Origin of the sequence: Pedobacter sp. MC2016-14 (assembly GCF_020991475.1) — a bacterium.
In the GTDB taxonomy this organism is placed as follows: Bacteria; Bacteroidota; Bacteroidia; order Sphingobacteriales; family Sphingobacteriaceae; genus Pedobacter.
Window position 1 is genome coordinate 431,746 of the sequence record NZ_JAJMPA010000001.1, and the last position, 26,375, is coordinate 458,120.

Annotated in this window: 27 protein-coding genes; 25 read left to right on the top strand and 2 right to left on the bottom strand. The window is 41.8% G+C overall.

Annotated elements, in window-relative coordinates:
• Positions 1-7 precede the first annotated feature (7 nt).
• The 21 genes from LPB86_RS01790 to LPB86_RS01890 all read left to right on the top strand — a co-directional run bounded on the left by LPB86_RS01790 (position 8) and on the right by LPB86_RS01890 (position 22,207).
• Positions 8-2,368, top strand: coding sequence for a tyrosine-protein kinase (locus LPB86_RS01790; protein WP_230640828.1), 2,361 nt, complete (start codon positions 8-10; stop codon positions 2,366-2,368).
• A 3-nt stretch (positions 2,369-2,371) separates the two neighbouring features.
• The gene (gene rfbF / locus LPB86_RS01795) at positions 2,372-3,163 is read left to right on the top strand and encodes a glucose-1-phosphate cytidylyltransferase (RefSeq protein WP_230640829.1); all 792 of its coding nucleotides are present in this window, start codon (positions 2,372-2,374) and stop codon (positions 3,161-3,163) included.
• Positions 3,156-4,256, top strand: a complete 1,101-nt coding sequence (gene rfbG, locus LPB86_RS01800; protein ID WP_230640830.1) for a CDP-glucose 4,6-dehydratase — start codon at positions 3,156-3,158, stop codon at positions 4,254-4,256. Before rfbF ends, rfbG begins: the two co-directional genes overlap by 8 nt.
• Positions 4,241-4,696: a dTDP-4-dehydrorhamnose 3,5-epimerase family protein gene (locus tag LPB86_RS01805; RefSeq protein ID WP_230640831.1), complete on the top strand. Its 456-nt coding sequence runs from the start codon at positions 4,241-4,243 to the stop codon at positions 4,694-4,696. Before rfbG ends, LPB86_RS01805 begins: the two co-directional genes overlap by 16 nt.
• 9 nt (positions 4,697-4,705) lie before the next feature.
• On the top strand, positions 4,706-5,557 hold the full coding sequence (locus tag LPB86_RS01810) for a sugar nucleotide-binding protein (RefSeq protein ID WP_230640832.1): 852 nt from the start codon (positions 4,706-4,708) through the stop codon (positions 5,555-5,557).
• 3 nt (positions 5,558-5,560) lie between these two features.
• Positions 5,561-6,925, top strand: a complete 1,365-nt coding sequence (locus tag LPB86_RS01815) for an NAD(P)/FAD-dependent oxidoreductase (protein WP_230640833.1) — start codon at positions 5,561-5,563, stop codon at positions 6,923-6,925.
• Positions 6,913-7,845 (top strand): glycosyltransferase family 2 protein, encoded by a 933-nt coding sequence (locus LPB86_RS01820; RefSeq protein WP_230640834.1) that lies wholly within the window; start codon positions 6,913-6,915, stop codon positions 7,843-7,845. The genes LPB86_RS01815 and LPB86_RS01820 overlap by 13 nt, the downstream gene beginning before the upstream one ends.
• A gap of 1 nt (position 7,846) precedes the next feature.
• Positions 7,847-9,283, top strand: coding sequence for a flippase (locus LPB86_RS01825; protein WP_230640835.1), 1,437 nt, complete (start codon positions 7,847-7,849; stop codon positions 9,281-9,283).
• Positions 9,280-10,230: a glycosyltransferase family 8 protein gene (locus tag LPB86_RS01830; protein ID WP_230640836.1), complete on the top strand. Its 951-nt coding sequence runs from the start codon at positions 9,280-9,282 to the stop codon at positions 10,228-10,230. The genes LPB86_RS01825 and LPB86_RS01830 overlap by 4 nt, the downstream gene beginning before the upstream one ends.
• Positions 10,231-10,238: 8 nt before the next feature.
• Positions 10,239-11,144 (top strand): glycosyltransferase family 2 protein, encoded by a 906-nt coding sequence (locus LPB86_RS01835; protein ID WP_230640837.1) that lies wholly within the window; start codon positions 10,239-10,241, stop codon positions 11,142-11,144.
• Positions 11,141-12,022 (top strand): glycosyltransferase family 2 protein, encoded by an 882-nt coding sequence (locus tag LPB86_RS01840; RefSeq protein WP_230640838.1) that lies wholly within the window; start codon positions 11,141-11,143, stop codon positions 12,020-12,022. The genes LPB86_RS01835 and LPB86_RS01840 overlap by 4 nt, the downstream gene beginning before the upstream one ends.
• A 10-nt stretch (positions 12,023-12,032) precedes the next feature.
• On the top strand, positions 12,033-13,145 hold the full coding sequence (gene glf, locus LPB86_RS01845) for a UDP-galactopyranose mutase (RefSeq protein WP_230640839.1): 1,113 nt from the start codon (positions 12,033-12,035) through the stop codon (positions 13,143-13,145).
• Positions 13,146-14,048 carry a glycosyltransferase family 2 protein gene (locus LPB86_RS01850; RefSeq protein ID WP_230640840.1) on the top strand — a complete coding sequence of 301 codons (903 nt, stop codon included), beginning with the start codon at positions 13,146-13,148 and terminating at the stop codon, positions 14,046-14,048.
• The gene (locus LPB86_RS01855) at positions 14,045-15,094 is read left to right on the top strand and encodes a hypothetical protein (RefSeq protein WP_230640841.1); all 1,050 of its coding nucleotides are present in this window, start codon (positions 14,045-14,047) and stop codon (positions 15,092-15,094) included. The genes LPB86_RS01850 and LPB86_RS01855 overlap by 4 nt, the downstream gene beginning before the upstream one ends.
• Entirely contained in the window at positions 15,078-16,277 is a 1,200-nt protein-coding gene (locus tag LPB86_RS01860) for a glycosyltransferase family 4 protein (protein ID WP_230640842.1), read from the top strand. The genes LPB86_RS01855 and LPB86_RS01860 overlap by 17 nt, the downstream gene beginning before the upstream one ends.
• Positions 16,270-17,508: a hypothetical protein gene (locus LPB86_RS01865; RefSeq protein ID WP_230640843.1), complete on the top strand. Its 1,239-nt coding sequence runs from the start codon at positions 16,270-16,272 to the stop codon at positions 17,506-17,508. The genes LPB86_RS01860 and LPB86_RS01865 overlap by 8 nt, the downstream gene beginning before the upstream one ends.
• Before the next feature lie 4 nt (positions 17,509-17,512).
• Positions 17,513-18,592 carry a glycosyltransferase family 1 protein gene (locus LPB86_RS01870; protein WP_230640844.1) on the top strand — a complete coding sequence of 360 codons (1,080 nt, stop codon included), beginning with the start codon at positions 17,513-17,515 and terminating at the stop codon, positions 18,590-18,592.
• Between the two features lie 44 nt (positions 18,593-18,636).
• A complete protein-coding gene (locus LPB86_RS01875; RefSeq protein ID WP_230640845.1) occupies positions 18,637-19,893 on the top strand; it encodes a sensor histidine kinase KdpD in 1,257 nt (418 codons plus the stop codon).
• A 328-nt stretch (positions 19,894-20,221) separates the two neighbouring features.
• Positions 20,222-20,935 carry a DUF6266 family protein gene (locus LPB86_RS01880; protein ID WP_230640846.1) on the top strand — a complete coding sequence of 238 codons (714 nt, stop codon included), beginning with the start codon at positions 20,222-20,224 and terminating at the stop codon, positions 20,933-20,935.
• Positions 20,936-20,945: 10 nt separating this feature from the next.
• Positions 20,946-21,581 (top strand): DUF6266 family protein, encoded by a 636-nt coding sequence (locus tag LPB86_RS01885; RefSeq protein ID WP_230640847.1) that lies wholly within the window; start codon positions 20,946-20,948, stop codon positions 21,579-21,581.
• A gap of 413 nt (positions 21,582-21,994) precedes the next feature.
• The gene (locus LPB86_RS01890) at positions 21,995-22,207 is read left to right on the top strand and encodes a hypothetical protein (RefSeq protein WP_230640848.1); all 213 of its coding nucleotides are present in this window, start codon (positions 21,995-21,997) and stop codon (positions 22,205-22,207) included.
• 126 nt (positions 22,208-22,333) lie between these two features.
• Here LPB86_RS01890 and LPB86_RS01895 read toward each other — a convergent pair whose 3' ends face one another.
• Positions 22,334-22,978: a Crp/Fnr family transcriptional regulator gene (locus LPB86_RS01895; protein ID WP_230640849.1), complete on the bottom strand. Its 645-nt coding sequence runs from the start codon at positions 22,976-22,978 to the stop codon at positions 22,334-22,336.
• A 310-nt stretch (positions 22,979-23,288) separates the two neighbouring features.
• On the opposite strand from LPB86_RS01895, the gene LPB86_RS01900 reads away from it, so the two are divergent.
• From LPB86_RS01900 to LPB86_RS01915, 4 genes are all read left to right on the top strand, one after another.
• Positions 23,289-23,933, top strand: coding sequence for a DUF6266 family protein (locus LPB86_RS01900; protein WP_230640850.1), 645 nt, complete (start codon positions 23,289-23,291; stop codon positions 23,931-23,933).
• Between the two features lie 76 nt (positions 23,934-24,009).
• Positions 24,010-24,381 (top strand): hypothetical protein, encoded by a 372-nt coding sequence (locus tag LPB86_RS01905; protein ID WP_230640851.1) that lies wholly within the window; start codon positions 24,010-24,012, stop codon positions 24,379-24,381.
• Positions 24,300-24,806, top strand: coding sequence for a peptidoglycan-binding protein (locus tag LPB86_RS01910; protein ID WP_230640852.1), 507 nt, complete (start codon positions 24,300-24,302; stop codon positions 24,804-24,806). The genes LPB86_RS01905 and LPB86_RS01910 overlap by 82 nt, the downstream gene beginning before the upstream one ends.
• A 10-nt stretch (positions 24,807-24,816) precedes the next feature.
• Entirely contained in the window at positions 24,817-25,326 is a 510-nt protein-coding gene (locus LPB86_RS01915) for a hypothetical protein (protein WP_230640853.1), read from the top strand.
• Here the strand turns inward: LPB86_RS01915 and LPB86_RS01920 are convergent.
• Positions 25,308-26,297: a response regulator gene (locus LPB86_RS01920; RefSeq protein ID WP_230640854.1), complete on the bottom strand. Its 990-nt coding sequence runs from the start codon at positions 26,295-26,297 to the stop codon at positions 25,308-25,310. The genes LPB86_RS01915 and LPB86_RS01920 overlap by 19 nt on opposite strands.
• Between the last annotated feature and the right edge of the window lie 78 nt (positions 26,298-26,375).

The window sequence follows — 26,375 nt, forward strand, 5'->3', positions numbered from 1 at the left end:
ATCTTCAATGCATAAAAACGACAATAATTTACGGACAGCAGCTAAAGATGCAGACATCATTAATGTGAGGCAGGTATTTCAAAAGTTAACTGACAGGTGGCCTTTATTCCTGATCAGTACGCTGGTTTTCTTAATCCTTGCTTATGTTTACCTGCTCAGGACACCAGCTGTATACAAATCAACCGCATTGTTGCTGGTTAACGGAGAAACCAGCAACTTGAGTACCGGCGCCGGCAGTAGCGATATGAACAGCCTGTTTAACATGAAAAGCTCGGTAGACAATGAAGCCCGGATTTTAAAGACGCGGTTTCTAATGGAGCAGGTAGTGAGGGAAATGCAGTTGAACATTACAGTGACCCGTAAGGAAGGGCTTAAGTCTACAGAGACAGACCGGGCTCCATTTACCCTAAGCCTGGTTAAAGGCCTGGACACCCTTGAACACACTGAACTGGAAATTAAAAAGTTACCAGGTCAAAAATTGCAGTTGAGCTCTAAAGATTTTCAAAAAGAAATCAGCTGGAACGAGTCGTTTTTTGTAGCGGGAGCAGGTACCTTTAAATTGGGAGCTGAATCTAAAGCGCCGATTAGAGAAGGTGAACGTTATACCATTACGGTAGTTCCATTTGATGTAAAGGTTGCGCAACTACTGGGGCAGCTTTCTGTATCGCAAACCAGCAAATCAGAAACCGTTATTGAGCTAGGGCTGGAATATCCATCTCGCAAAAAAGGAGAAGATATTCTTGCTACCCTTATTAAAAGGTACGAAGAGTCTAACCTTAACGACAGAAACCAGGTAGCTGACAGCACCATCAAATTTATCAAAAGCCGATTGGCCTATCTTGGAGGTGAACTTGGCGGACTGGAAGGAAACATTCAGAAATTCAGGGAGCAAAATAGCCTGGCAGATATGTCTGAGCAGAGTAAGCTATTGGTTGCCAATACAGGCTTATATACCAACGACCTTGCAAAAACAGAGGTTCAGATTACGGTATTAACTGAACTGGAAAAGTACTTAAAAGATGCGAAGACCAGCAAAAGGGTACTACCAAGTGCATTACTACCTAATGATGCGGTATACAGTAGTTTAATGGAGAAATATAACGGATTGCTACTGGAACGTGACCGGCAATTGCTGAGTTTAACCCCTGAAAGTTTCATTATCCGTAACATGGACGACCAAATAGACAACTTAAGGGCTGATTTGGCGGAGAACATTAAAACCAGCAAAAATACCTTTTTAGTAACGCGCAATAAATTAAGGAGCCAGCTACGGAATGCAGAAACTGAGATCCATGATGTACCGCAGACAGAAAAAAACTATTTGGTGCTGGCCCGTCAGCAAAAGATTAAAGAAGAGCTTTACATTTTTTTAATGGAGAAGGCGGAAGAAACCGCCATCTCTAAAACCAGCAATGTATCCATAGCTAAAATTATAGACCCTCCAAAAGCAGAAACCTGGCCCATAAGTCCTAATGGCAAAATGATCTATGCCATGGCCATTTTGGCTGGTTTGCTATTACCAGTGCTATACATACTCATCAGGGAATTGTCTAACACGACCATTAACAGCAAACAAGACATTACCGACCGAACCAGTGTACCCATTATAGGCGAAATAGGCCATAATACAGGATCAAACAACCTTATTGTGGCAGACAATGGGCGATCGGCCATTGCGGAACAGTTCAGGGGCTTACGAACAAAACTGTCTTTCTACACTAAAAAGCCAGGGCAGCAGGTGATCCTTTTTACGTCCAGTGCTTCTGGAGAAGGCAAATCATTTACAGCCATTAATCTTGCCAGCGTGCTGGGCATTACGGGAAAGAAAGTGCTATTGATGGAAATGGATTTGAGGAGACCGGGGCTTTCAGGAAAGCTCGGAGTACCGAACACGCCAGGCTTAACGAATTACATCCTTAATCCGGATTTAAGCCTGGATAACCTGATCCAGCCCCTAACGATAGCGCAAAATTTATACTTACTGCCATCAGGGGCGCTCCCCCCGAATCCGGCGGAGCTGCTGATGAATGAAAATACGCAGCTGTTGATTACGAGACTCAAAACGGAATTTGACTACATCATTATGGATGCGCCACCGGCAGGAATTGTAACAGATGCAGAACTGTTGGCACCTTATGCTGATGTTACCCTGTATCTGGTGCGTCAAAAATTTACCGGAAAAGATCAACTGGAATTGGTGCAACAACTGCATGAAAGTAGAATATTCGAAAATATGGGCATCGTGGTAAACGATATTTCCTCAAAAAATTACGGTTATGGATATGGCTACGGTTACGGCTATGGAAGTGATACCGAAGAGCACAATGGGGTAAAATTGTGGTGGAACAAATTAAAAAATAAAGATTAGCATATGAAGGTAGTATTATTAGCGGGTGGACTTGGAACGAGGTTATCAGAAGAAACAGTTTTAAAGCCAAAGCCAATGGTTGAAGTGGGCGGAATGCCAATTCTGTGGCATATTATGAAAATCTATTCCGCGCACGGGTATAATGACTTTGTCATTTGTCTGGGTTATAAAGGATATATGATTAAGGAGTATTTCAGCAATTATTTCCTGCACAAATCGGATGTGACGGTTAACCTGTCAGACAATTCCCTTACTGTGCACGATTCTCAGGCTGAACCCTGGAAAATTACCCTGGTAGATACGGGAAATGAAACCTTGACCGGAGGTCGTATTAAACGCATTCAGCCGCATATTGGAGATGAGCCTTTCTTACTTACTTATGGTGATGGTGTGAGTAATGTAAACATCACGGAACTGGTAGAATTCCACAACACACATGGAAAGTTATGTACAGTAACTTCTGTGCAGCCTAGCGGACGTTTTGGTGCATTGAACATTGGAGAAGACCAAAAGGTAATCTCTTTTATGGAGAAACCTAAAGGTGATGGATCATGGATTAACGGAGGCTTCTTTGTATGTGAACCTGGTGTGTTCGATTACATTGAAGGTGACCAAACTACATGGGAAAAAGAGCCGATGGAAAATATTGCCAGTGAAGGACAGATGAATACCTATAAGCATGACGGTTTCTGGAAACCAATGGATACCCTGCGTGACAAACAGGAACTTGAAGCTGAATGGGCTACAGGAAATGCAAAATGGAAAGTGGGTTCATTAATGGAAAAAAATGTTTAACGGGATATATAAAGACAAAAAGGTACTTGTAACGGGCCATACCGGATTTAAAGGTGGCTGGCTTTGCTTATGGCTAAAATCTATGGGTGCCGAAGTATTCGGGATTTCGGACGAAGTATATACTTCTCCATCCTTGTTTGAAGTGGCTGGCCTGGAAAGGGAAATGACCTCTCAGTTGGCAGACATCAGGGATCTTGAGCAGATGAAGAAGCTGATTCAGGAGATTAAACCAGACTTTCTTTTTCACATGGCTGCACAGCCTATTGTTAAAAAAGCTTTTGAAGAACCTGTAGACACTTTTACAACAAACATTATTGGCACCGCCAATATTCTGGAAGCCTTGCGCGTAGCTGATTTTCCCTGTATTGCGGTGATGATTACCAGTGATAAGTGCTACGATAATGTAGAATGGGTTTGGGGATACCGGGAAACCGATCACCTTGGTGGAAAGGATCCATACTCTGCCTCTAAAGGTGCGGCAGAACTCATCATCAAAACCTATTACCACACGTATTTTAAAAAGGATCAGCGTATAAAAATGTCATCCGTAAGAGCAGGAAATGTAATTGGCGGAGGCGACTGGGCCGACAGCCGGATTGTACCGGATTGCTTTAGGGCATGGGCATCGGGAGAAAAAGTGATCATCAGAAGCCCGGATGCGACGCGTCCATGGCAACATGTACTGGAGCCTTTAAGTGGTTATCTGAGAACAGGTGAATTGCTTGCAGCAACGGAGGGAAAGATAAATGGGGAAGCTTACAACTTTGGCCCCCCAACAGATCAAAATTATACGGTACTGGATCTGCTGAAGGAACTGGCGCTAAACTGGAATGAAGAAGACAAGGACATCTTACAAATTGAAGATGCCAAATTTCCGGAATCGGGCTTATTGAAACTGAATATTGACAAAGCACTGTACGATCAGCAATGGACCCCTACCCTGAATTTTAAAGAAACTGCTGCTTTTACCAGTGACTGGTATAAACACTATTACCAGGAAGGACCGGAAAGTATGTTGGATTTTACGGGCAAACAGATTGATGCTTACATTAAAGTAGCTGAAGAGAAAGGACTGTTATGGGCGAAGAATTAATTGCTGGCGTTTTCTTTTATCCACTTAGCCCAATTGAAACCACGGGTGGCAAAGTAATGCATGCCGTAAAAGGGCTGGATATTGATTTACCTGCCTTTGGAGAATGTTATTTTTCTACAGCAGTTTTTCATGATCCAAAGGCATGGAAAAAACATACTCAAATGGTATGCAACCTTTTTGTACCGAAAGGGGCTGTGCGCTTTGTGTTCTATGACGACAGGGAAGGCAGTGCAGATTATGGAAAGATCCAAGAATTTGAGCTCTCCGAAAATGCTTATGGTCGCCTGGTTATCCATCCCGGCATATGGTTCGGCTTTGCCAGTCTTGCCGGTGATGGCGACAGCATTGTGATGAACGTAGCCAGCATGCCTCATAGCCGCGAAGAGAGCATGAGACTGGAACCCGGCAGCAATACTATTCCTTACCAGTGGAAATTTTAACCCTTCGCGATGAAAGTATTTTTAACAGGCGCTTCAGGCATATTGGGTACAGACCTGATGAAGCAATTTCAGGAAAACAACCACGAAGTTTTGGGTTTTAGCTCTGCAGACATCAACCTTACTGATTTAAACGATGTAGGCCGAAAAATGGAGGCTTTTAAACCCGATCTGGTGATTCATAGCGCAGCAATGACAGCAGTGGACCTCTGTGAAACAGCGCCTGAACTGGCGTATGCCATTAACGTAAAAGGTACTGCCCATATGGCTCTGGCAGCACGGGCAGCAGGTTCAAAACTGGTTTACATTAGCAGTTGCGGCGTGTATGGCAATGGCAAAACCACTCCCTACCACGAAATGGATGCTACGCGTCCTTTAAATTACCACCACCAAACAAAACTGGAAGCTGAAAAGCAGGTAAAGGAAAACCATGAAAATTACCTGATTGTGAGGCCAGGCTGGTTATTTGGGGGCAGCAGGCAGCACAAGAAAAACTTTGTAGAAGCCCGCAGACAGGAGGCCCTTAGTAACCCAGTACTTAAAAGTGCTTTCGACAAACAGGGTTCGCCGACTTACACCAAAGATCTGGCCCAACAGCTATTGAGGGTACTTAATGACGGGCATACCGGGCTTTTTAATATGGTGAACGAAGGAGAGGCGACCCGATTTAGTTATGTAGCGGAACTGATCCACGCCTTAGGCATGGATAACCGTGTAGAACCGGTAGATTCCAGTCGATTTGTGCGCGCCGCCAGAATGCCTGATAACGAAAGCCTGGAAAACAGGAACCTTAACCTCAACAACTGCAACCAGATGCGACATTGGAAACTTGCGTTGAGGGACTACATCAATACTAATTATTAAGCAATGTATACAATACTGGGGGCAGGATTAAGCGGCATAAGCATAGCCGATCACCTTGCAAAAAAAAATATGCCATATGTAGTAATTGAAGCGAAAGCTCATGGCGGAGGTCACATTTACAGTGAGCTGGTAGATGGCTTTGTTTGGGATGAAGGGCCACATGTCTCTTTTACAGCACACGAATATGTAAAAACATGGTTGGAAAAGAATGCTGAAGATCAATATCTGGAATACGCCCCAAAACCGGCGAATTACCACCAGCAAAGCTGGATCCCACATCCTGCACAAGCCAATTTATATGCCATCCCGCAACAACTGAGGGAGCAATGTATTGCTGATTTGATTAGCGTGAGGGATGCATTTCCTGCAGATTTTAGCCCTAAAAACTACAAAGAATGGATAGACTACGCCTTTGGGGAGACTTTTGCCAATGTTTTTGCCGCAGTGTACACGAAAAAATACTGGACTATGGAGGCCGAACAGCTGTCGACAGACTGGATTGGAAAACGGGTGTACTTTCCTGAAGTTAAAGACATGGTAGAAAGTGCACATGGTCCGTTGCAAAAGCAAACCCATTACATCTCTACCGTACGCTACCCTAGCCATGGCGGATTTTATACCTACGTTAAAAAAATAGAAAAGCAACTGAACATCCAATACAATAAGAAACTAAGGTTCATCTCCTTTGAGAAAAAGGAACTGCAATTTTGTGATGGCAGTAGCGGTACCTACGAAAACTTGATTTCTACGCTTCCCTTACCCTTGCTGATTGCGAACAGTGATGCGCCGGAGCACATCAAAGTACAGGCGAAGAAATTAAAATGCTCACAGGTTTTGCTGATCAATGTAGTGGTAAACCACCCGGCACCGGTAGACAACCACTGGATTTATGTATACGATGAGCAATATTACAGCACAAGGATCAATTTTACCGAATTGCTATCGCCCACTAACGGTGTTGAAGGCAAATCGGGCATTCAGGTGGAAGTATATTTTTCAGATTATCATCCACTTCAGCGGGCGGTAGAAGATATAGAATGCGAAGTACTGAACGAGCTGGTAGAAATGAAATTAATCCGTGCTGCAGAAGACATCTCCTCCTCACACCGCAAATGGATTGATTGGGCCAATGTGATTTTTGACACGCAACGCAGGGCTGCACAGGAACAAGTATTGAACTGGCTGGAAAGCAAAGGTTTGGCCAGAGAAGCGGATGACCTTTTGCCAATGACCGAGTGGACAGAAAAGGCGCCGCAGGCACTGGGCAGTATCATTTTAGCAGGCAGGTTTGCCCAATGGAAGTACTACTGGACGGATGACTGCATTATGCGTGGAAAATATATAAGCGAACAATTATGCCTGAAGTAACTGTAATTATACCCAATTATAACCATGCCCGGTTTCTGAACAAACGCATCAGCACCGTTTTAAACCAGACTTATACTGACTTTGAACTCATTTTAATGGATGATTGTTCTACAGACAACAGCAGGGAAATACTTGAAAGTTTTAGGAGGCATGAAAAAGTGTGTACCATTATTTACAACGAAAGTAACAGTGGATCTACTTTTAAACAATGGAAAAAAGGCATGGCACAGGCTTCGGGAAAATACATCTGGATTGCCGAAAGCGATGACTATGCGGAGCCGGATTTTCTGGAGACTTTGATGGCGCCATTACTCCATGACCCAAAAGTAATGATTTCCTATTGCCGCTGTATAGATGTAGATGAGCATGACCATGTGCTGGGTTTAACCTTACATGCCGACCAACTGGATCCTGTTAAATGGACGCAAAGTCACGTTGAAAAAGCTTCCGTTGAGCTGGATAAGTACATTAAATACAGAAATACCATTCCAAATGCCAGTGCAGTGGTCTTTCAAAAGCCTCGGAATGTAGATGAAGTGCTGCAAACCAATATGAGGTTTTGTGGCGACTGGTTGTTTTGGCAGAATATCCTGAAAGGACCGGGTTATAAAATCGCCTATTCGAATCGTCCGCTCAATTATTTTCGGTCGCACGCGCAATCTACACGCTCTTTTTCCACTCCTTCCATCGAGGTAGAGCTGAAAAGATTTACAGAATATAAAAGTTTTGTGCCTAAATATTATTTCAATCCGCTAAGCAATAAATTCAGGTGGATGATGGCCGAATGGATAGATAGAGGCATGAGCAAAATAGTAACAGGCAGTAAGTATGCCTACCTGCCGCTGCTTCACCCCTCGCTGGTGGTTAGGTACTATCTCTACCTGTTAAAACAGCTAATCCTGCCAACAAAGAAGCGCTAACATGTTAAAAAAGAACCTGCTATACAATTACTTATTGGCCATCAGTCAATTCATTTTTCCTCTGGTCACCTTCCCCTATTCTTCAAGAATTTTGGGTCCTGAAGGCATAGGAAGTGTGAATTTCATTGATAGCTTTACGCAGTATGCCATTTTATTTGCTGCTTTAGGTATACCATTGTATGGCGTAAGGGAAATTTCTAAACTCAAAGACCATCCAGAAAAACTGAGCAAAACCTTTAGCGAAATATTTCTGATCCACATTTGTTCAGCGTTGCTCTTTTCACTGATCTACCTGATTGCCGCGCATTTTGTACCCGCCTTAAAAAATCATTATGACCTGGTTTGGGTGGGAATTGCTATTGTTGTATCAGGAGTATTATCTGCTGAGTGGTTGTTCCAGGGACTTGAACAGTTTGCGTATGTAACCATCAGGACCCTATTGGTGCGCTGTCTTTCGGTACTGCTGCTGTTTATATTTTTGAAACCAGCCTCCGATCCAATTGTCTATTACCTTTTACTGGCCAGCGGCGGCATCCTCAATGGCCTTGTAAATGTCTATTATTTAAGAAAGCTGGTTAAAATTCGATTTAACAATCTTGACCTTAAAAGACACATGCGCCCGCTCATGGTCATTTTAGGATCTACATTGGCGGTAAGTGTATACGTGTTAATGGACACGGTTATTTTGGGCTTCCTGAAAGGAGATAAAGCTGTAGGTATTTATGCTACGGCCTTACGCGTGGTGCGTTTGCCTTTGGCAATGGTAGCTGCGGTTACGGCCGTAATTGTTCCTGGGGTAAGCAGGGCTTTTGAACAAAAAGATTTTGAAGGCATTCGTTTGCTCATCCACAAATCATTTAGCTTAATTTGCCTCATCGGGTTTCCCGTAGCAATGGGTTTATATGTTTCGGCTGATTTTTTAATACACCTGTTTGCAGGAGATCAATTTGCAGAAGCCAGCCTGCCACTAAAAATCATGTCGGCCATGGTGCTGCTGAATGGCATGGCAAGCATCCTTTTTTTACAATTGCTTGCACCATTGGGCAAGGAGAAATACCTGCTAAAATCATATTTCATCGGCATGCTGTTTAGCATTTCCAGTAATATTTTATTGATCCATTTTTATTCTTACACAGGCGCAGCAATTGGCATTATGCTTACAGAAGGCTTAACCACAGCATTGGCCTATTATTTCTTAACCAAAACATTTAAGATCAGTTTTGACCGTAAAATCATGCTGCAATGTTTAATAGGTGCGCTATTCTTTTTCCCAATCGCCATTTTATTAAAACACCTGCCGTTCAATACAGTGATCAATGAGCTGTCTGTTATCGTTACCTGCATCCTTTTTTATGCCTGCTATATCAGCTTGTACATCAAAAACCCATATGTGCAGGCCTTTAAACAAAGTATTCTCATCAAATTTTCCCGATCATGATTGTAAACACGTATCCAAGAAGAGTGCTAAATGTGTTTTATGCCACCAGCAAATATTTTATCCCTTATTTTTCAGTTTCCCTGATATCTTTGCTCGAAAACAACAGGCAGATAGACCTGCGGATTTTCCTGATCTACGATTTTAAAGAGCACCAACTCCTTTTACCCATTATAGACTTGTGCAGGAAGCAATATGGCATTACCGTACAGCCTATATACCAGGACACTTCAATATTTGAGGGATACAAAACGGGTGAACACGTTACCGTTCATACCTACCTGAGGTTATTGCTTGCAGATGTCATTCCAGAAGATGTAGATGCAGGCCTGTTCATCGATTCTGACACCATAGTTACCGGCTCGCTGCAAGCGTTTACAGAACTGGAATTTGCCGCTTACAATGACACCAGCCAACCCGAATCAATGAAATACCTCTATGCTGTTAAGGAGACAAGGGAGCACAATGCTGTAAACGCAGAAAGGATCACCAGTCTTGGTTACCCTACAACGCAGTACTTTAATGCCGGTGTTTTGTTCATCAACCTGAAAAACTGGCGTTCAAATCAAAGTACAACGGCACTGCTAAAACTGGCAGAAGAGCGAATGGATGACCTTGTTTACCTGGACCAGGATACGCTGAACATGTATTTTGCCGGAAAATGGAAAGCATTGAGTGCAACCTATAATGGACTGCACCTTAGGGTTAAGGTAGCTAAGAAACCTGTTATTGTACATTTTGCAGGAAAAACAAAACCATGGAATTACCTGAACTGGCATCCTTACAGAAACGAATATTATAAGTACCTAAAAATCCTGCCCTTTCGTGGAAACAAATATGAGGACTTCTCTTACCGCGCTATACCTAAAAAAATAGCCGGTAATGCCATTGAGATATTGAGGATTATCAAACATTTTATTTTAAACCGTGGCAAGGCCAATATACACTAAACATACCTATGGTTTCTGCAATTATTCTTTCTTACAACAGACGCGATGAGGTGCTGTACACTGTTGAAAAGCTTAAAGCTTTACGGAGAAACTTAGCATTTCCGTTAGAAATCATTGTGGTTGACAATGCTTCTGCAGACGATACTTCTCTAAAAATTGCGCAAAGCCACCCCGATATCACTTTAATTACGAAGGAATTAAACAACGGAATAGCAGGCTGGAACGAAGGCTTTAAAGTTGCGACATACCAATACCTGCTGGTACTGGATGATGACAGCCACATTGAAAGCGGTTTAGCTGAAGCGGTAAGCTATCTGGAGCAAAGCCCCAGCTTTGGCATTTTAGCACTGAACATTACTGGTGGCAGTTACGAAACCGGCGATTGGCCTGAACATACCGATATAATTGGTTTTATAGGTTGCGGGGCACTGATCCGAAAGGAAGTTTACGAAAAAATAGGGGGCTTTGCAGCATGGATGCATGTATATGGGCATGAATGGGAATACGGAATACGGGTAATTGATGCCGGCTATAAGATCAGGTATTTTAAGAGCAGCAGTATAATCCATAGAACCAGTGCGCTTAACCGGACCAATAAAAGGCTCCGGATGTATTCAACCCGTAATGAAATGGGAATTGTATACAAGCATTTCCGGAACAACAGGTTAAAATATATACTTCGAGTATGGCTTAACAGCATGAAAGTAATTAAAAAGGAAGGCTTCATGGCCGCCTTTTACTGCTTTATGGGTGGCTTTAAATTTCTGCAACTCAAGAGTCGGCTACCACATACCCCTGTTTCCCAGCAAACACAGGATTTTTTTGCCAACATGTTCTGGGGTACACAACCGTCATTTGATTTTATTAAAAAGGGCTTTGGCATAAGTACCGCAAGGAAGGAAGACAAAGTATGATATCAATAGTAATCCTGGCGTATAACAGGAGCGATGAAGTCCTGATTACGATAGAGAAATTGAAAAAGTTAAGCAGTAGCTGCATCTATACCATGGAAATCATTGTGGTAGACAATGCTTCTGCAGATGATACTTCCGAATTGTTGCGCGCACATCATCCGGAAGTGGTATTGGTTACAAAACCAGTAAATAATGGCATTGCAGGATGGAATGAAGGCTTTAAAATTGCGAAATACAAGTATATATTGGTACTGGACGACGACAGCCATATTGAAAGCGGGCTTAATGAAGCCATTGACTACCTGGAGCAGCATGCCGATATCGGAATTCTGGCGCTTCAGATCTTGCCTGAAAAAACTGTACCAGAAGCTGAACTACCTGCCGATGCCTGGCAGCATAAACAAGACATTGTAGGTTTCATTGGCTGCGGTGCAATCATCCGCAGGGAGCTTTTTGAAAAAATAGGTGGCTACGCCGAATGGATTTATCTGTATACCCATGAGTTTGAATATGCGCTGCGCTGCATGGATGCGGGGTACCGGGTTAACTTTTTTGGGCAGGCCATTGTGATTCACCGGGCCAGTACCATTAACAGGAGCAGCAAACGCATGCGCCTTTACAGCGCCAGAAACGAAATGGCCATTATCTACAAATATTTCGAAAAAGACAGGCCTAAATATATCTTCCGCACCTTAATCAACAATTTAAAATTTATAAAAAAAGAAGGTATGGCTTCGGGCTGGTACATTTTGCAGGGCTTTTTCCACTTCTTAAAATTGAGCAGCAAACTCCAGCACACGCCGGTTTCCACAAAAGTACAACAATTCTATGCCGATCAGTTTTGGTCGGCCAGGCCAGTAATAAGACCTAAAAAATAAACACACACCTATGAAACAACAATATGATTATTTAATTGTGGGCAGCGGCTTATTCGGAGCTGTATTTGCACATGAAGCCACTAAACGCGGCAAGAAGTGCCTGGTCATCGACAAAAGAAAACACGCGGGCGGCAATGTGTATTGCAACGAAATAGAAGGCATTAATGTACATGCCTACGGTGCCCATATTTTTCATACCAATGATGTAGAGATATGGAATTATGTGAATTCATTTGTAGAATTTAACCGATATACCAACGCTCCGGTGGCGGACTATAAAGGCGAACTTTTTAACCTTCCTTTTAACATGAATACCTTTTACCAGCTCTGGAAAGTAAAAACACCTGCTGAAGCAAAGGAAAAAATAAAGTCGCAGATAGATCAGCTTAAAATCAGCGAACCTGCCAACCTGGAGGAGCAGGCCTTATCACTGGTGGGTAAAGACATTTACGAGAAACTCATTAAGGAATATACAGAGAAACAATGGGGAAGACCTGCAAAGGAACTTCCTGCATTTATCATTAAAAGACTACCGGTGAGGTTTACGTATGATAACAACTACTTTAATGACCGTTACCAGGGCATTCCTATTGGTGGATATAACAAACTCACGGAAGGCTTGTTACAAGATATAGAAATACGACTAAATGTAGACTATTTTGAAAAAAGGGATGAATGGGATGAAATTGCTGAATACACTGTATTTACTGGCCACATAGACAAGTTTTACAACAACCGGTTTGGTACCCTGGAATACAGGAGCCTGCGGTTTGAACATGAGTTAAAGGACGAGGAAAATTTTCAGGGCAATGCAGTAGTGAACTATACGGCAGCAGAGGTTCCCTATACCCGGATTATAGAGCATAAGCACTTTGAATTTGGGACCCAGCCGAAAACTGTTGTTACCAGGGAGTACCCTGAAGAATGGACCCTGGGAAAGGAATCTTACTACCCAATTAACGACCATAAAAATAACAGGATATATAAAGAATATAAGGTCCTGGCAGATGCTGAAACAAAAGTTTTGTTTGGCGGCAGACTAGCAGAATATAAATATTACGACATGCACCAGATCATTGGATCAGCCCTTAAAAAGGTACGTGATCATTTTAAAGACCAATAGATGAGCCCTTATATTGTAGCCTTAATTGTTACCAATAACCGTTTAGCGTTGTTAAAAGAAGCTGTATTTGCCGTGAAAATACAACAGTACCCCCTGTTGAACATTATTGTAGTCAACAATGGGAGTACAGATGGTACGGAAGCCTGGCTAAATGAACAACAGGGACTATTGGTGATCCATCAGGAAAACTCAGGTGGATCAGGGGGATTTTACACGGGCATTAAAAAAGCGGCAGAACTGAATGCAGATTGGGTTTGGGTGATGGACGATGACACCATTTGTTTTCCCGATACCCTGAGCAACCTGGTAAAGAAAACATCCTTGCCGAAAAAACCTGTAGGGTTTATTGGCAGTAAATGCATATGGACAGACAGGAGCCCGCATTTGATGAACATTCCAGAGATAAAACCAGCCTTTAACACCAAAATTCCATTTAACTTTTACGATGAACAAGATATTCTGCTGGTAGAAAATAGCTCTTTTGTATCACTTTTGATTAATATTGCCACTATTAGAGCGGTGGGCCTACCGTATCGGGAGTTTTTTATTTGGGGCGACGACCAGGAATATACAAGGCGGATTACTAAAGCAGGATTTTTAGGCTTATACTGCAAAGACAGCATTGCCTTGCACAAGACACCTGTTAATTATGCCCCGGATTTTTACAGGGATATACCTGCCAACCTTTGGAAGCATAAATATGGTTTTAGAAATGAGTTTTTTATGGTTAAAAAGAACCGGGGATTTGCCTATTATTTCATTTGGTTGCTATTTAAGGTTAGCTATACCTCCTTTAAATTGCTGAGCATAAGAACGCAAAACAGATTCCAGTTTATCAGTGTGCTCTTAGGTTCGGCCTGGGCTTCTCTATTCTTTAATCCTAAAATAACACGGGTCTTATGATCAAACACAAATATCAGTTTTGTATCCGATTTGAAGATATAGATGCCAATTCTGCAGCAAGTAAAGCGGTGATGGACTGCAACCGTATATTTTCGGCACAGGGCTATAAAGATTACACTTTAACCGTTGGCAATAACGCAAACAGGCCCAAATATTATTTTAAACTGCTTAAGGAGCTACTCTCTTTTTTTTTATCGGTAAAAAACGATGCCATCATTGGCATTCAATACCCATTACTCAGCATCAACAGTGTATTCAAACATTTTATAAAGCTGCTGAAGTTTAAAAAGATTCATTTTTTTTGTGTGGTCCATGACCTGGAATCTTTGCGGAATGGTGGAAAAGACCTCAATTTGATCAAAGCGGAAGTAAACAACCTGAATGCTTACAGTTCGTTGATTGTACACAACGAACAAATGATGGGCTGGCTTCGAAAATATGGCGTAACCGTACCGATGATATCGCTTCATCTATTTGATTACCTTACAGATGATTTCGCGGTACCGGCCGGTAGTCTTCCAGCATTCAACATTGTTTACGCCGGGAACCTTCAAAAAAGTACCTTTATTTATGATTTACCTAAACTGGACAAATGCAGGTTTAATTTATACGGCCCTGGATTTAGGAATGAGGACAATAAGGAAGGCAGCAATCTGTTCTGGGAGGGGAGCTATTCACCAGAACAAATAGCCAGGGAGTTAAAAGGAAATTTTGGTCTGATATGGGATGGCAGCAGCATTGAGCATTGCGACGAAATATTAGGCAATTATCTAAGATACAACAACCCACACAAATGTTCCTTATACATTGCTGCAGGTCTTCCGTTAATTGCACCACGCAGCTCGGCGATTGGCGTTTTGATTCAACAACTAAAGATCGGTTTCCTTATAGACAATTTACAGGAGTTGCAAACAAAAATCATAACCGCAGCGGACTATAAAGAAATGAACAACAACGTCCTTAAGCTTAGGGAAGCTGTAATTAAGGGAAAACATTTTAAACTGGCTATTGGTGCCGTAGAAAATCACTATGATGCAAAGCAATAAAAAGCCGGTAATTTTATATGTTTTTGGTGGGGAGAAAGCCCAGGGTGCGGAGATTGTAATTGAGCGTTTAATGCGCTACAATACCGCTTCTGCTGATGCTCATTTACTGCTCTCGCCCGGAAACTTTGCTACACAGCTGCTCCAGGAAAAACCGCCTTATAAAATTAGCACAAGTAACAATTTAAAGAAACTTAACCGTGGCGCAGGGGGCAGTATTTCCTTTTACCTTAAAGCAATCAAAAATTATTTTGCCCTATCTTTTCAAGTGTACGTCTATATCAAAAAGCACCAGATTGATGTAGTGCACGCCAATACCATTGTGCCCGCAACCTATTTGCTACCGTTGATGTATTGTGCGCCTTTATTGTGCAGACAAGTAAAATGGGTTTGGAGCGACCATGACCTTCAGTATTTTTCTAAAATTGAGCATAGGCTTTCCAGATTATGTTTAAAAAAATATGATCGCACCCTGGTGGTGTCTGCCGCTGTTAAGGAAAAATATCGGGAGCATAAAAAATGCGTGGTTTTATACAATGGGCTGGATCCGGAAGTATTTAAACCAGAGTTGACTAAACGCGCAAGCCTCAGGGCCAGTTTGCGTTACAAAACCGAGGAAATTGTAATTGGCTTTCCTGGTGTGGTAGCCCCCAGAAAAGGGCAGCTTGAATTTATCAAAGTATTTAATAAGCTGCAGCAATCTTTTCCGGCAATCAGGTTGTTGCTGGCCGGTGGCTATGAACAATCAACCCTGCGTTATGCCGCCGCCGTAAAAAGGGAAATTTCAGAATCTGCAAATATTGACCATGCTGGTTTCATCAAGGATATGTGTGCTTTTTATAATGCATGCGACATTGTCATCAACAATAGTGACTGTTTGGGTAGCGAACCTCTTGGGACAACCATTTACGAAGCCATGGCCTGTAAAAAATTAGTCATTGCCTCTGATACCGGAGGCACAAAAGAAATCATCAGCGATCAAAAGGATGGATTATTATTTAAGGCAGAAGATGCAGAAGCCTTATATATCATTATGATCATGGCCTTAAAGGAAAAGGAAAAGAGTCAAAGGATCGCTGAAGCGGCAAGAGATACAGTGCTTGGAAAATTTAACATTAGCCATATGTCAGAAAAATATAACGACATACTGAAACAATTGCAAACCAAGAAAGGACAGCATGGATAATTTTCTAATTTTTAGTTCACTAATAGTTTTTACATTTTGTGGTTATATGGTATGGCCAAGTCGGTTAAATGTGGTTTCTCATTTAACGGCAGGCGGCAGTTTCATTTCCATCTTTGTCCCCTCAATTGTGGTAGATGTTTCCAGGTTTTATCCCAAACCCGTAGTAGACCTGTACGTGAATGTGCTGGTTGTAGGCATGCTCTCTTTTTTACCTTTATTTATCCTTGGTTTCAGAGCTGGCAGAGGCTATTATACCCGGTTTTCTTTTGAACTGATGAATGAAGAACAGTATGAGCAGCGGGCCATAAAAATTACAAAGTACTTAATGATTGGAGGCGTGGCAGGCTTAATCATTAGCTATATTGGAATGGGCTTTATCCCTGTTTTTGCTCAGGACCCCATATCTGCCAAACTATTTAGGGGAGCTTATCAGGAGCCTTACAGAAGGGTAGCCATACTGTTCCGCAGCTCCTTTTTTATTCTGGCAACTATTATGCCTATTGCCTGCATCATCTGGTATAAATATCGTTATACCTTCTTTTTATACCTAACCGTGATTGCCTTTTCCCTCATGATCATGTCGCTGGTTAGGTCTTCTGCTTTTGGTGGTGTGGCACTTGCAGTAACTATTGTAATGGCGACCAAAAGCAGAAGGCATTTTGCATTACTGATGATTGGGATTGTAGGCATGTTTATTTGCAGTGCTTTCTTTTATCATATTGTGGGTGCCAGAACCTTATCTGGAAAAGAAGATTTTTGGCAGGTAGTTGCCGCGAGTTCGCCTGATATTGATGATCAGTTACAATTTTTGGTTAAGTTCCGGGACCATCCTGTATACACTTATGGAAAGACCATTTACGGCGGTTTAATTCCCGGACATTATAAATGGAACCCTTCTGTATATACCTTAAATGTAACCGCGCCGACAGAAGACATCAACAATGTAAGTTCAGGAGGTATCAGGCTACCCTTACCTTTATGGGGATACGTTTCGTTTCAATGGGTAGGCGTGGTGTTATTTTCAGGCATCACGGCATTTTTGAGCGGGTTTTCTTTGAGAATTTTAAAGAATTGGTTTGAGAAATTCCCATCCCTGCTAACACGAACCATCTGTGTGGTCATTTTTGGAACTTTGTTTGGCTTCCTTGTGGGATTTACCTCACTTAACATGTATAACATTCCCCCATTACTTATTTCACTATTGTACATCTACAGATTTAAATGGAATTAAGGCCATGAAACAAACGATATATTTAAATGGCCGCTTTACTACCCAAGCGCTTACCGGAGTGCAGCGAACTGCCTATGAATTGGTAAAAGGGTTGGACAAGATGCTGGAAAACGGGGAGATTGACAAAGATAAGTTTTGTTACCGCCTCATTTATTCGGGAGAAATGGTAACACCGATAGCATTAAAGCACATCGACATTGTAAAAAAAGGTGTGTTGAAGGGTAATTTATGGGAGCAACTGGAATTGCCTCTTTATACCTTCGGCAACTTACTGATCAGCATGTGCTCTGTTTCTACCTTGTTTAAAAGGAAACAATTGTTGATGGTACATGATGCATCCTTTATGGTAAACCCCAGATTTTTCCCATTTATATTCAGGACCTGGTATAAGCTGGCGATTCCATTACTGAGCAAAATAGCACAAAGATTGGTTACCGTTTCTGCGTTCTCAAAGCAACAGCTGGTAAAATTTGCCGGCTTTGAAGAAAATAAATTAGAGATCATTTACAACGCTGCAGATCATCTGTCACGTTTTCAAGAACCAGATGAGGACTTTAAAACAAAAATATCAGCGTTAAAACCATTTGTTTTGGCGGTAAGCAGCCTCAGCGTTAATAAAAATTTCCCTGTAATTGGCGAGGCCATTGAAAAAATTGATTTTAAGCCTTATCAAATGCTCATTGCAGGTGGTGCATCTGCCACGCTACAGCAGTCGGCGCCTTCTTCTTTTGTAAAATATCTGGGTTATGTTTCTAATGCAGAGCTTAAATACCTTTACCAAAATGCCTCGCTTTTTATTTTCCCTTCGCTTTACGAAGGTTTCGGCATCCCGCCTTTGGAAGCCATGTATAGTGGTTGTCCGGTAATTTCATCCAATACCTCTTCTCTTCCCGAAGTACTTGGCGATGCCTGTGTATATTTTAACCCGAATGATGCGCAGGATCTGGCAAATCAGCTTCAGCGTTTGCTGAAAGATGAAATCATGCTTGAACTGCTTAGAAAAAAAGGGCTGCAGCGGGCTAAGCTATATAGTTGGCAACAGAGTGCAAGGAAACTTCATGCCCTGATAATTACGTTAAACTAACCCAGATTGATTTACTATATTTGACAATTAACCAAAGATACCACATGAAATGGTTTAGACGTTTGTTAGCTACTGGCATACGTCACGAAATGGCGTACAGGGAGCGCCGCAAGGTTAAAGTAATTAATTTTGCAGGCCTTTTAGGAGGATTTTCATCTTTTATATTTCTGCTGAACAATAGTTTAGCAGGATATGGCATTCTTATGCTCTTAAATTGCATCACATTGATAGCAGGATTTGGCATTTTGTACTTTCATAAATGCGGCATTTACAAATACCCTCCTATAGTCGCCGGGTTCATCTATTCGCTCTGCTGCTCTGCAAGTGCCATGCTTTACGACAATAACATGGAATTTTACCTCCTGATTTTTATTGGTGTATATTTTATGCTCATGGATGATTTTAAGTTTAGCATCACCTTTAGTCTGTTCAATGCTACATTGTTCCTTTTCATTTATCATAACCCAAACCTTTTTCCGGAATATCCATCAGTCTCTCCCACCCACCGCTTTATTGTGCTGTTTAACGGCATTGTACTATTCCTTTTCTTTCTTTACTTTTTTAAGAAGCAAAACCTTGCCTATCAGCAGAGAATTGAACTGCAGAACCAGGAGCTGAACCTGCAGAACTTAAATAAGGAAAAACTTTTTGCCATCATTGCGCACGACATCCGCAGTCCGATTGCCAGCACCGGTAATGCCCTGCAGATGCTAAAACAGGATATCTTTAGCCCTGAAGAATTTGCAGAACTGAGCAGCAAACTCGCCGACCAGGTAAACAACGTGCAGGAAAACATTGACACCATTCTGCTATGGAGCCAAAGTCAGCTCAACGGCATTGAGGTTAAACCCAAAACTATTGATCTATTGCCTGTGGTAACAAGAGTACTGGCTGGTGCAGAGATTGCCATGGCAGCGAAGTCCATTAAAGCCGACCTCACAGGCATCGTTCATACCGCCATAACCGCAGATCCAAACCATTTGCAGCTTATTTTAAGAAACTTGCTGAGTAATGCCATCAAATTTAGCTATGAGGGTAGCAGCATTAAAATTTCTGCTGTCCGCAAATTGGATCAGACTGAAATTACCATACAGGATTTTGGAACAGGGATTTCTGAAGAAAACCTGAAATTAATCTTTGCCAACCACACTTTTTATTCCAGTCAGGGTACCAATAGAGAAAAAGGCACAGGTCTTGGTCTCAAGTTGTGTAAAGAGTTTGCCGAGAAAAACCATGGAAAGATGTGGGTAGAAAGCCTTCCCGGACTGGGCAGTTCTTTTACACTAAGCTTGCCAGGCTAGTGCTTCGGGACTTCTCTATAACTGCTCTGGGGGAAGAAAAGGCAAACCTATACGTTAGTGGATGACTAAGTTAGCAGGAAGTTTCAGCGTTCTTCGGCTGTCCTAGGGCTCTTCTATACCGCTTTGCCGAAGATGAACCCTAAACATCTTATCGTTCAGTTTATATTTATCAAAATTCTTCTGGTCTTAACCTAACAGACACTACACAGCGGCTTTCTATAAGGGCTAATTTGTTCAGCAAGTCTGCAAATTAATTATTCATTTTTATCCTTTTTACCGGATTTAATGCCGATTCCGTTTTTTGAAGTTCCGATTAATCTATCGGGCTATGTTTGTATCACACCCGGATCATCAGTGGATGGAAAAATCCGGGGCAATCACAATTAAAGCAAACAAGATGGCAATACTAAAAAATGGAATTTTCGGAGGATTTACCGGCAAGGTAGGAAATATGGTGGGTTACGAGGCTGGAGGAAAGTTTTTGGTAAAAAGCGCACCAAAGAAATCTACGCTCCCCCCCACAGAAAAACAAATCAATCACCGTGCAAAGTTTAAGCTCATGATTGGCTTTTTAACAATCATCAGGGATTTTATTTCTGTAGGCTTCAATACGGCGAAACGGGAACATACAGCAATGAACATGGCTATGAGGCACAATTTAAAAAATGCAGTGACCGGCTTGGGACCCGATTTTGCAATTGATTATCCCCTTTTAATGATCAGTATGGGCAACCTGCCAATTGCCAGCTTTCCGACTGCGGAATATACCGGGGACAGCCAGCTGCAGTTTAGCTGGGTAAATGATCAAAGCAATCAACATTGCAGCTGGCTGGATGAGTTGAATATAATGGTTTACAATGAAGCTAAAAACGAATTCTTAATATGGAAGGGAGAGGCCAGGCGCAAAGATCAAATTTGCAAACTTAAACTGCCAGAAGATTTTATTGGAGATGAATTGCATTGCTACTTCTATTTTATCAATGAAAACGGAATGACCAGCAACAGTATGTACGCAGGGCTGGTTCAATTAAAAAACATTTAAACTTAATGATATGGCGATTTTAAAACATTCAGATCAAGGTTCGATAACCGGAGCTATTGGCCCGGTAACAGTTTACCAGTCTAAAGGACAATCCATTGTCCGGAAACGACGAAACATCGGGGGTAAACCTTCCACTGAAAAACAACTGAGCAGGCAACAGCGCATAAAACTGGTTGTGGATTTTTTGCGGCCGATAAAAGAATTTACTTATGCAGGCTTTAGGGATGTAGATAGAGCAGCCGGCGTTTCCATCTACAATGTAGTGACCTCAGAGCTGCTACGTAATGCCATTACAGGAACCTATCCTGCACAGGAAATTGATTACAAAAATGTGATTTTGAGTAAAGGAGCTTTGAAAACAGCCATTGGCGCCAGCGTTTCTGCCATAGATGGCGAGCTGATATTTCACTGGATCAGGACAGCAGGCGACTTCAATTCTACTGACCGTGTGATGCTGATGGCCTATTGCCCGGAATTAAAAGAAGCTGCTTACGAAATAAGTGGTGCGAAGAGAATGGTGGGTACAGCTATATTAACATTAGAAAAATCATGGCAGGGAAAATATGTAGAGACTTACATCTCGTTTAGGTCTGAAGGAAAAAAAATATCGGCAAATAGTTTTTATACAGGAAATTTGAAGATATAAACGAACGATCAGGACTGATTTTGCCATAAACAAGAAGAAAAAATAGCGCATTAAGCCAGGATTGCTGAAAAAGAAATTAACATTTTAAGATTTCCTGAGATTTAATATGCTGGAGAACTGAACGCTAAGCTTCACATATGTGAAGGAAACGTAATCAGGCGCAAATTTATTTTCTTTTGGATTTTACAGCCCTAAGATATTATATGTTCTTTAAGATTAACATCGGGATTTTTTTATTTTCTCATTCGCAAATTTTCGCATTAATTAAGAGGTAAAAAACATAAAATGTTGATAAGTTACAGGGCAGATCCCGTATAAAAAACATGCATTTTCCAGAAAATCTGTAGCTTTAAGAATGGAGTGACAAGAGCAATTAACCGGTTGTCAACCAGCTTAGAAAGGAGGTATTTGAAATGACAAGGAGAGAAAAAACAAGAAGATTAGTGATTGATGTTAGAGACGTAATGGGCATGCTCCGTTTGGAAATATCCGCTTCCTATAAGGCACTTCAGAACATGAAGGCATTTTTTAACAAGTCCAAACACCAGTATATAGGCCTGAGAGATTTTTCTGAGTACACAGGATTAGCCCTCGACGACATTGAAGCCTACATTGATGCCAATTAAAACCGATTATCAACTAAACATTAAGCAAAATTATGCAGTACAAGTCAAGCTATTTCCTTTCGATGATCATTGTTCAAGTCTGGTGGTTATTAAGACAAAAACAAATTTACTGGCTTTAATTAAAACTCATTTGGGACCAGCCTTTAGGTGGCTGGTTCTTTTTTCTTTATATAACCTACTCAGAGATCCGGGCGTAATGTGAAGAAAACTGGCTATGATCCATTTATGTAGCTGTATCGAAAAAGACTGGAACATATCGACATATTGTGTCTCGAAATCCGCGAGTTTTTCTTTTCCTGGTTTCCTGGTCATCATATCTTTAAGCGTATGTTTCTGCGACTTTTTAGCAATTATCCTGTTCCATAAAGGAATAACTTCAGGACAATTTGTGCTGATGCGCTCATAAACAGCATAGCTAATTTCAATCACATGGGTGTTGCGACCGGCTACCAGACTGTATAAAGAGGCGTCATTACCTAACCAACCAGCAGGCACGATGACTACTTCGCCAGCAACAAAAATCAAGTGAACATCGTCGGTTTCATGGAAAGCCACAACACAACCCTCATTTACAAACCAGCATTTGCGGCAAATATCTCCATAAGGATGCAACATAGATGCTTGCTCACTCAAATACCCCACTCCTCCACGTCTTAATTCCTGCTCGGCAGCCAGGTCAAACGCCTTCAATAATCTGAGTTCATTTATAAATTGATCTTCAAAATCCTGCCTTATTTTGGGTACCCTGGTTAATGAGTGCGCTATGGTCATTTTCTTTTACAATATTAAGTTAATGGCAAAGCTACAGTTTGGTAGTTCAACAAAACTTCACAAATGTTAAAGAAATAGAAAAATCGCGTTTTTAGCTCCTTCATCATGACAACCAGCGGAAAAAATACCAACGATTATTGGTTCAATATTTTACACAGGACTACTTTTTTTGATAGTTTTTGACAAAAAATACTAGCAATTCCTTGCTTTACAAGGCATTAAAAAAGCTACCCTTATGTTTGTACTGTTGGTTAAGCAAACCTGTTGAGCGGCCAACTTTAACAATTATTTTACACTTAATCTCAAAATTATGGGAACACAACCAAAAGGAGCCTTTGGAGGCTTCATCGGAAAAGCAGGCCCGCTTATCGGCTACAACCTTAAGGGGCAAAATGTGATTACCGGCTTGCACAACAAATCAAGCAAGCCCGCCACACAAAAACAAAAAGATCAACGCTACAAATTTGGAATGATCACTTCATTCCTGGCGCACATTGGCGACCTGATCGAAATCGGCTTTGCGAGAAAAGCAAAAGCAACAGAGACGGCAATGAATGCTGCTGTTTCTTATAACCTAACACATGCTACAATGGGGCTCTCACCCAATTTTGAGATTGACTTTACCACGCTCAAAACCAGCTTAGGTTCAGTTACCCAGGCAAAAAACCTGCTGGTTGTACCGACAGCGGGTAACAACATCAATTTTACCTGGGATTTGGCCAGCGGCGGCCCCAGCACCCAAAGCGATCCTACTGATCAGCTGATGTTGCTGATCTACAATCCAGAACTGGACGAATTCCTGCCCGTAGTTGGCGCAGCACCACGTTCAGCTTTAACTTACAGTCTGCATGTACCATCAGATTTTTCTGGAGCAGAAATCCATTGTTACTGTAGTTTTGTAGGAAAAGAGGGTCGTGTGAGCGACAGTATTTACCGAAACGTAGTACTCCTGTAAATTAACCCGGCAATGCACACCTTGTTGAACAGGACCAGCAGGTGTGCATTCACTTTTAACATTAACACAGACGATTATGACAAGTTTAGCAATTAAGTTCCCCCGGAATTGGGGCTTCAACGGTTACACAGGGCATTTGGCCTTCGGCTTTATTCTTTTCCTATACCTGGCTGTCAGGTTTCAAATGAACAGCACTGATCCCGCTGCCGTAGCAGGGATAGAAAGTATTTGGCTATTGATAGCCTGCAGCGGCCTTGTATTTATGGCAGTAATTGCCTTATGCAAAACTCTATTAACAAAATTCTGGTCGGCCTTAGACTTGCCTGATTTAGAATTTATGGTTTTACATTTTAAAAGTTTAGAATTATGGAAACAACTAAGTTTTTACTTGTCTTTATTTGGCTTGCTGCTGCTGGCGGCAACAGGCTGCCTGATGGCAATTTGCTAGCAGGGATTGCTAAAGCAGAAATCGGTGTACGCGAGCTGAGCGGACACAATGACGGGCAAAGGGTTGCAGCGTACCAAAAAGCTGGTGATTGTACTAAGGGTGATCCCTGGTGTGCTGCCTTTATCAGCTGGGTTTTTAAACAAGCAGGATATCCAGCTCCACGAACGGGCTGGTCTCCCAATTTATTTCCATCTTCCAGAGTAGTAAAAGTGCCTGAAAGGGGCACCGTACTTGGAATTTATTTCCCGGCCTTAAAGCGAATTGCACATTGCGGACTGGTAACAGGGGTACACAACAACTGGGTATATTCTGTAGAAGGAAATACGAATGTGGCAGGCAGCAGAGAGGGTGATGGTGTGTATGCACGCATACGCCACAGGAAAAGCATCAGCCGATATGCGGATTGGATGAAAAAGAAAATTTAACGACGCGTTTATGGAATTATTAAAATTTAATGCCACCTGTTTGGCGACACTGACTTGCATGGGTTGCAGTTCGGTTAAAAATCAAGAATTGAGCACTGCTCAGCAAAAAAGGAAGTTGCAACTGCAGATGATTTCGAAATATCTTAGTGTAAATGAAGACAGCACCAGTAACAGCAGCTTATTTCTGAAACACGATTCGGCAGGAACTGAATTTACGGTAGAGATCTGGCCAAGCGGGCCCTTCGATTTCTCGCCTTATAAAGGCTTTGAAGGTACAGCTCAAAAAATTATTTACCATGGAAAAACCGCACAGCTTTTTAACACTTTCCAAAATCAGGAGCAAAATGGGCACAGCAGGAGCATGGAAATGAACAGTATCAAAACTAAACTTGAAGAAAGCAGGGAGGAAAAACAATTGAATAAAACACTGGAGGTTAAACGCAGCAGCAGCTGGAAACGGTGGCTCCTGCTTTCCATAGGTTTGCTGTTTGCCGCGCTTGCTTATAAATTTTTGAAATAAGCCGGTTTATCTTTATCAAACAGCAGCTTCAGCTTTTCGGAGGTAAGGGGTTTTGTGACAAAATCTTTCACAAAGCTGAAAGCCCGGGCTCTTGAACGCTCTAACGGATCTATAGAGGAAGAAACAATAATAACGTCTACCAGGATCCCTTGCTCCTGCATCATGCCCAGGAATGCCCAGCCATCAATTTCGGGCATATGCAAGTCAAGGAACAGGAGGTCCGGGTTTTGTGCTTTAACGTAGTCAAATGCCTTTTTAGGCTCGTCAAAAGTAACGAGGCATTTTTCTACATCTAAGCCAGAAAGCAACATTTCATGCATCCTGTTTGTTAGCTTGTCATCGTCAAGCAATACAATATGCTTACTATCCGGATTAACAGACTCTGGCTGAAAGAATACGATGTGCTCGTTATTGTGCAGGAGGTCATTGAGCAGTTTGATAATTTCATCCAGCTTCTCTGCCTGTGCATTAATGTCGGACAGCAAACCGCTAAGTCTAATTACATCGTAGGCTTCCAGCTTTTTATTTTTGATGCTGCCGGATAAACTGAGGATATTGGAAATTGGCGCCCTTAATTCGTGCGAAGCCACATGTGAATATTCATTGAGTAGTTTGAGCTGTCGCTTAATTCTATTGCTGCTCACCACTGTACAGCTCACATACTGAACTTCATTTTGAATAAAAATTGGTGTGAAAGTGACCTGAAATACAACATCTCCTTCTTCGGCCAGCGCCACCTTCTTTTCCAGGCTAAAACACTGTCCGGCGAAGCAATTTTCTACCCTGCTGATAAAGTTTTCGCGGTAACGTTGTGTAAGCAATTCCTCAATTTGTTGCCCCAGAGCTAAGTTGCCCGATACAAAAACAGATAGCTTATCCATTGGATGAACAGAAAAAGAAGCAAGCTGAAATTTTTTATCGATCAAAAAATAGGAGCTGTTGTAGCTGTCGCATACAAGGTTAGTTCTCATACAGGGCGTTTTATTGACATTTATTTTTGCTTTTGTACAGTTTATGGGTTAATTTATAGCAAAAACCAAATCTCGTTA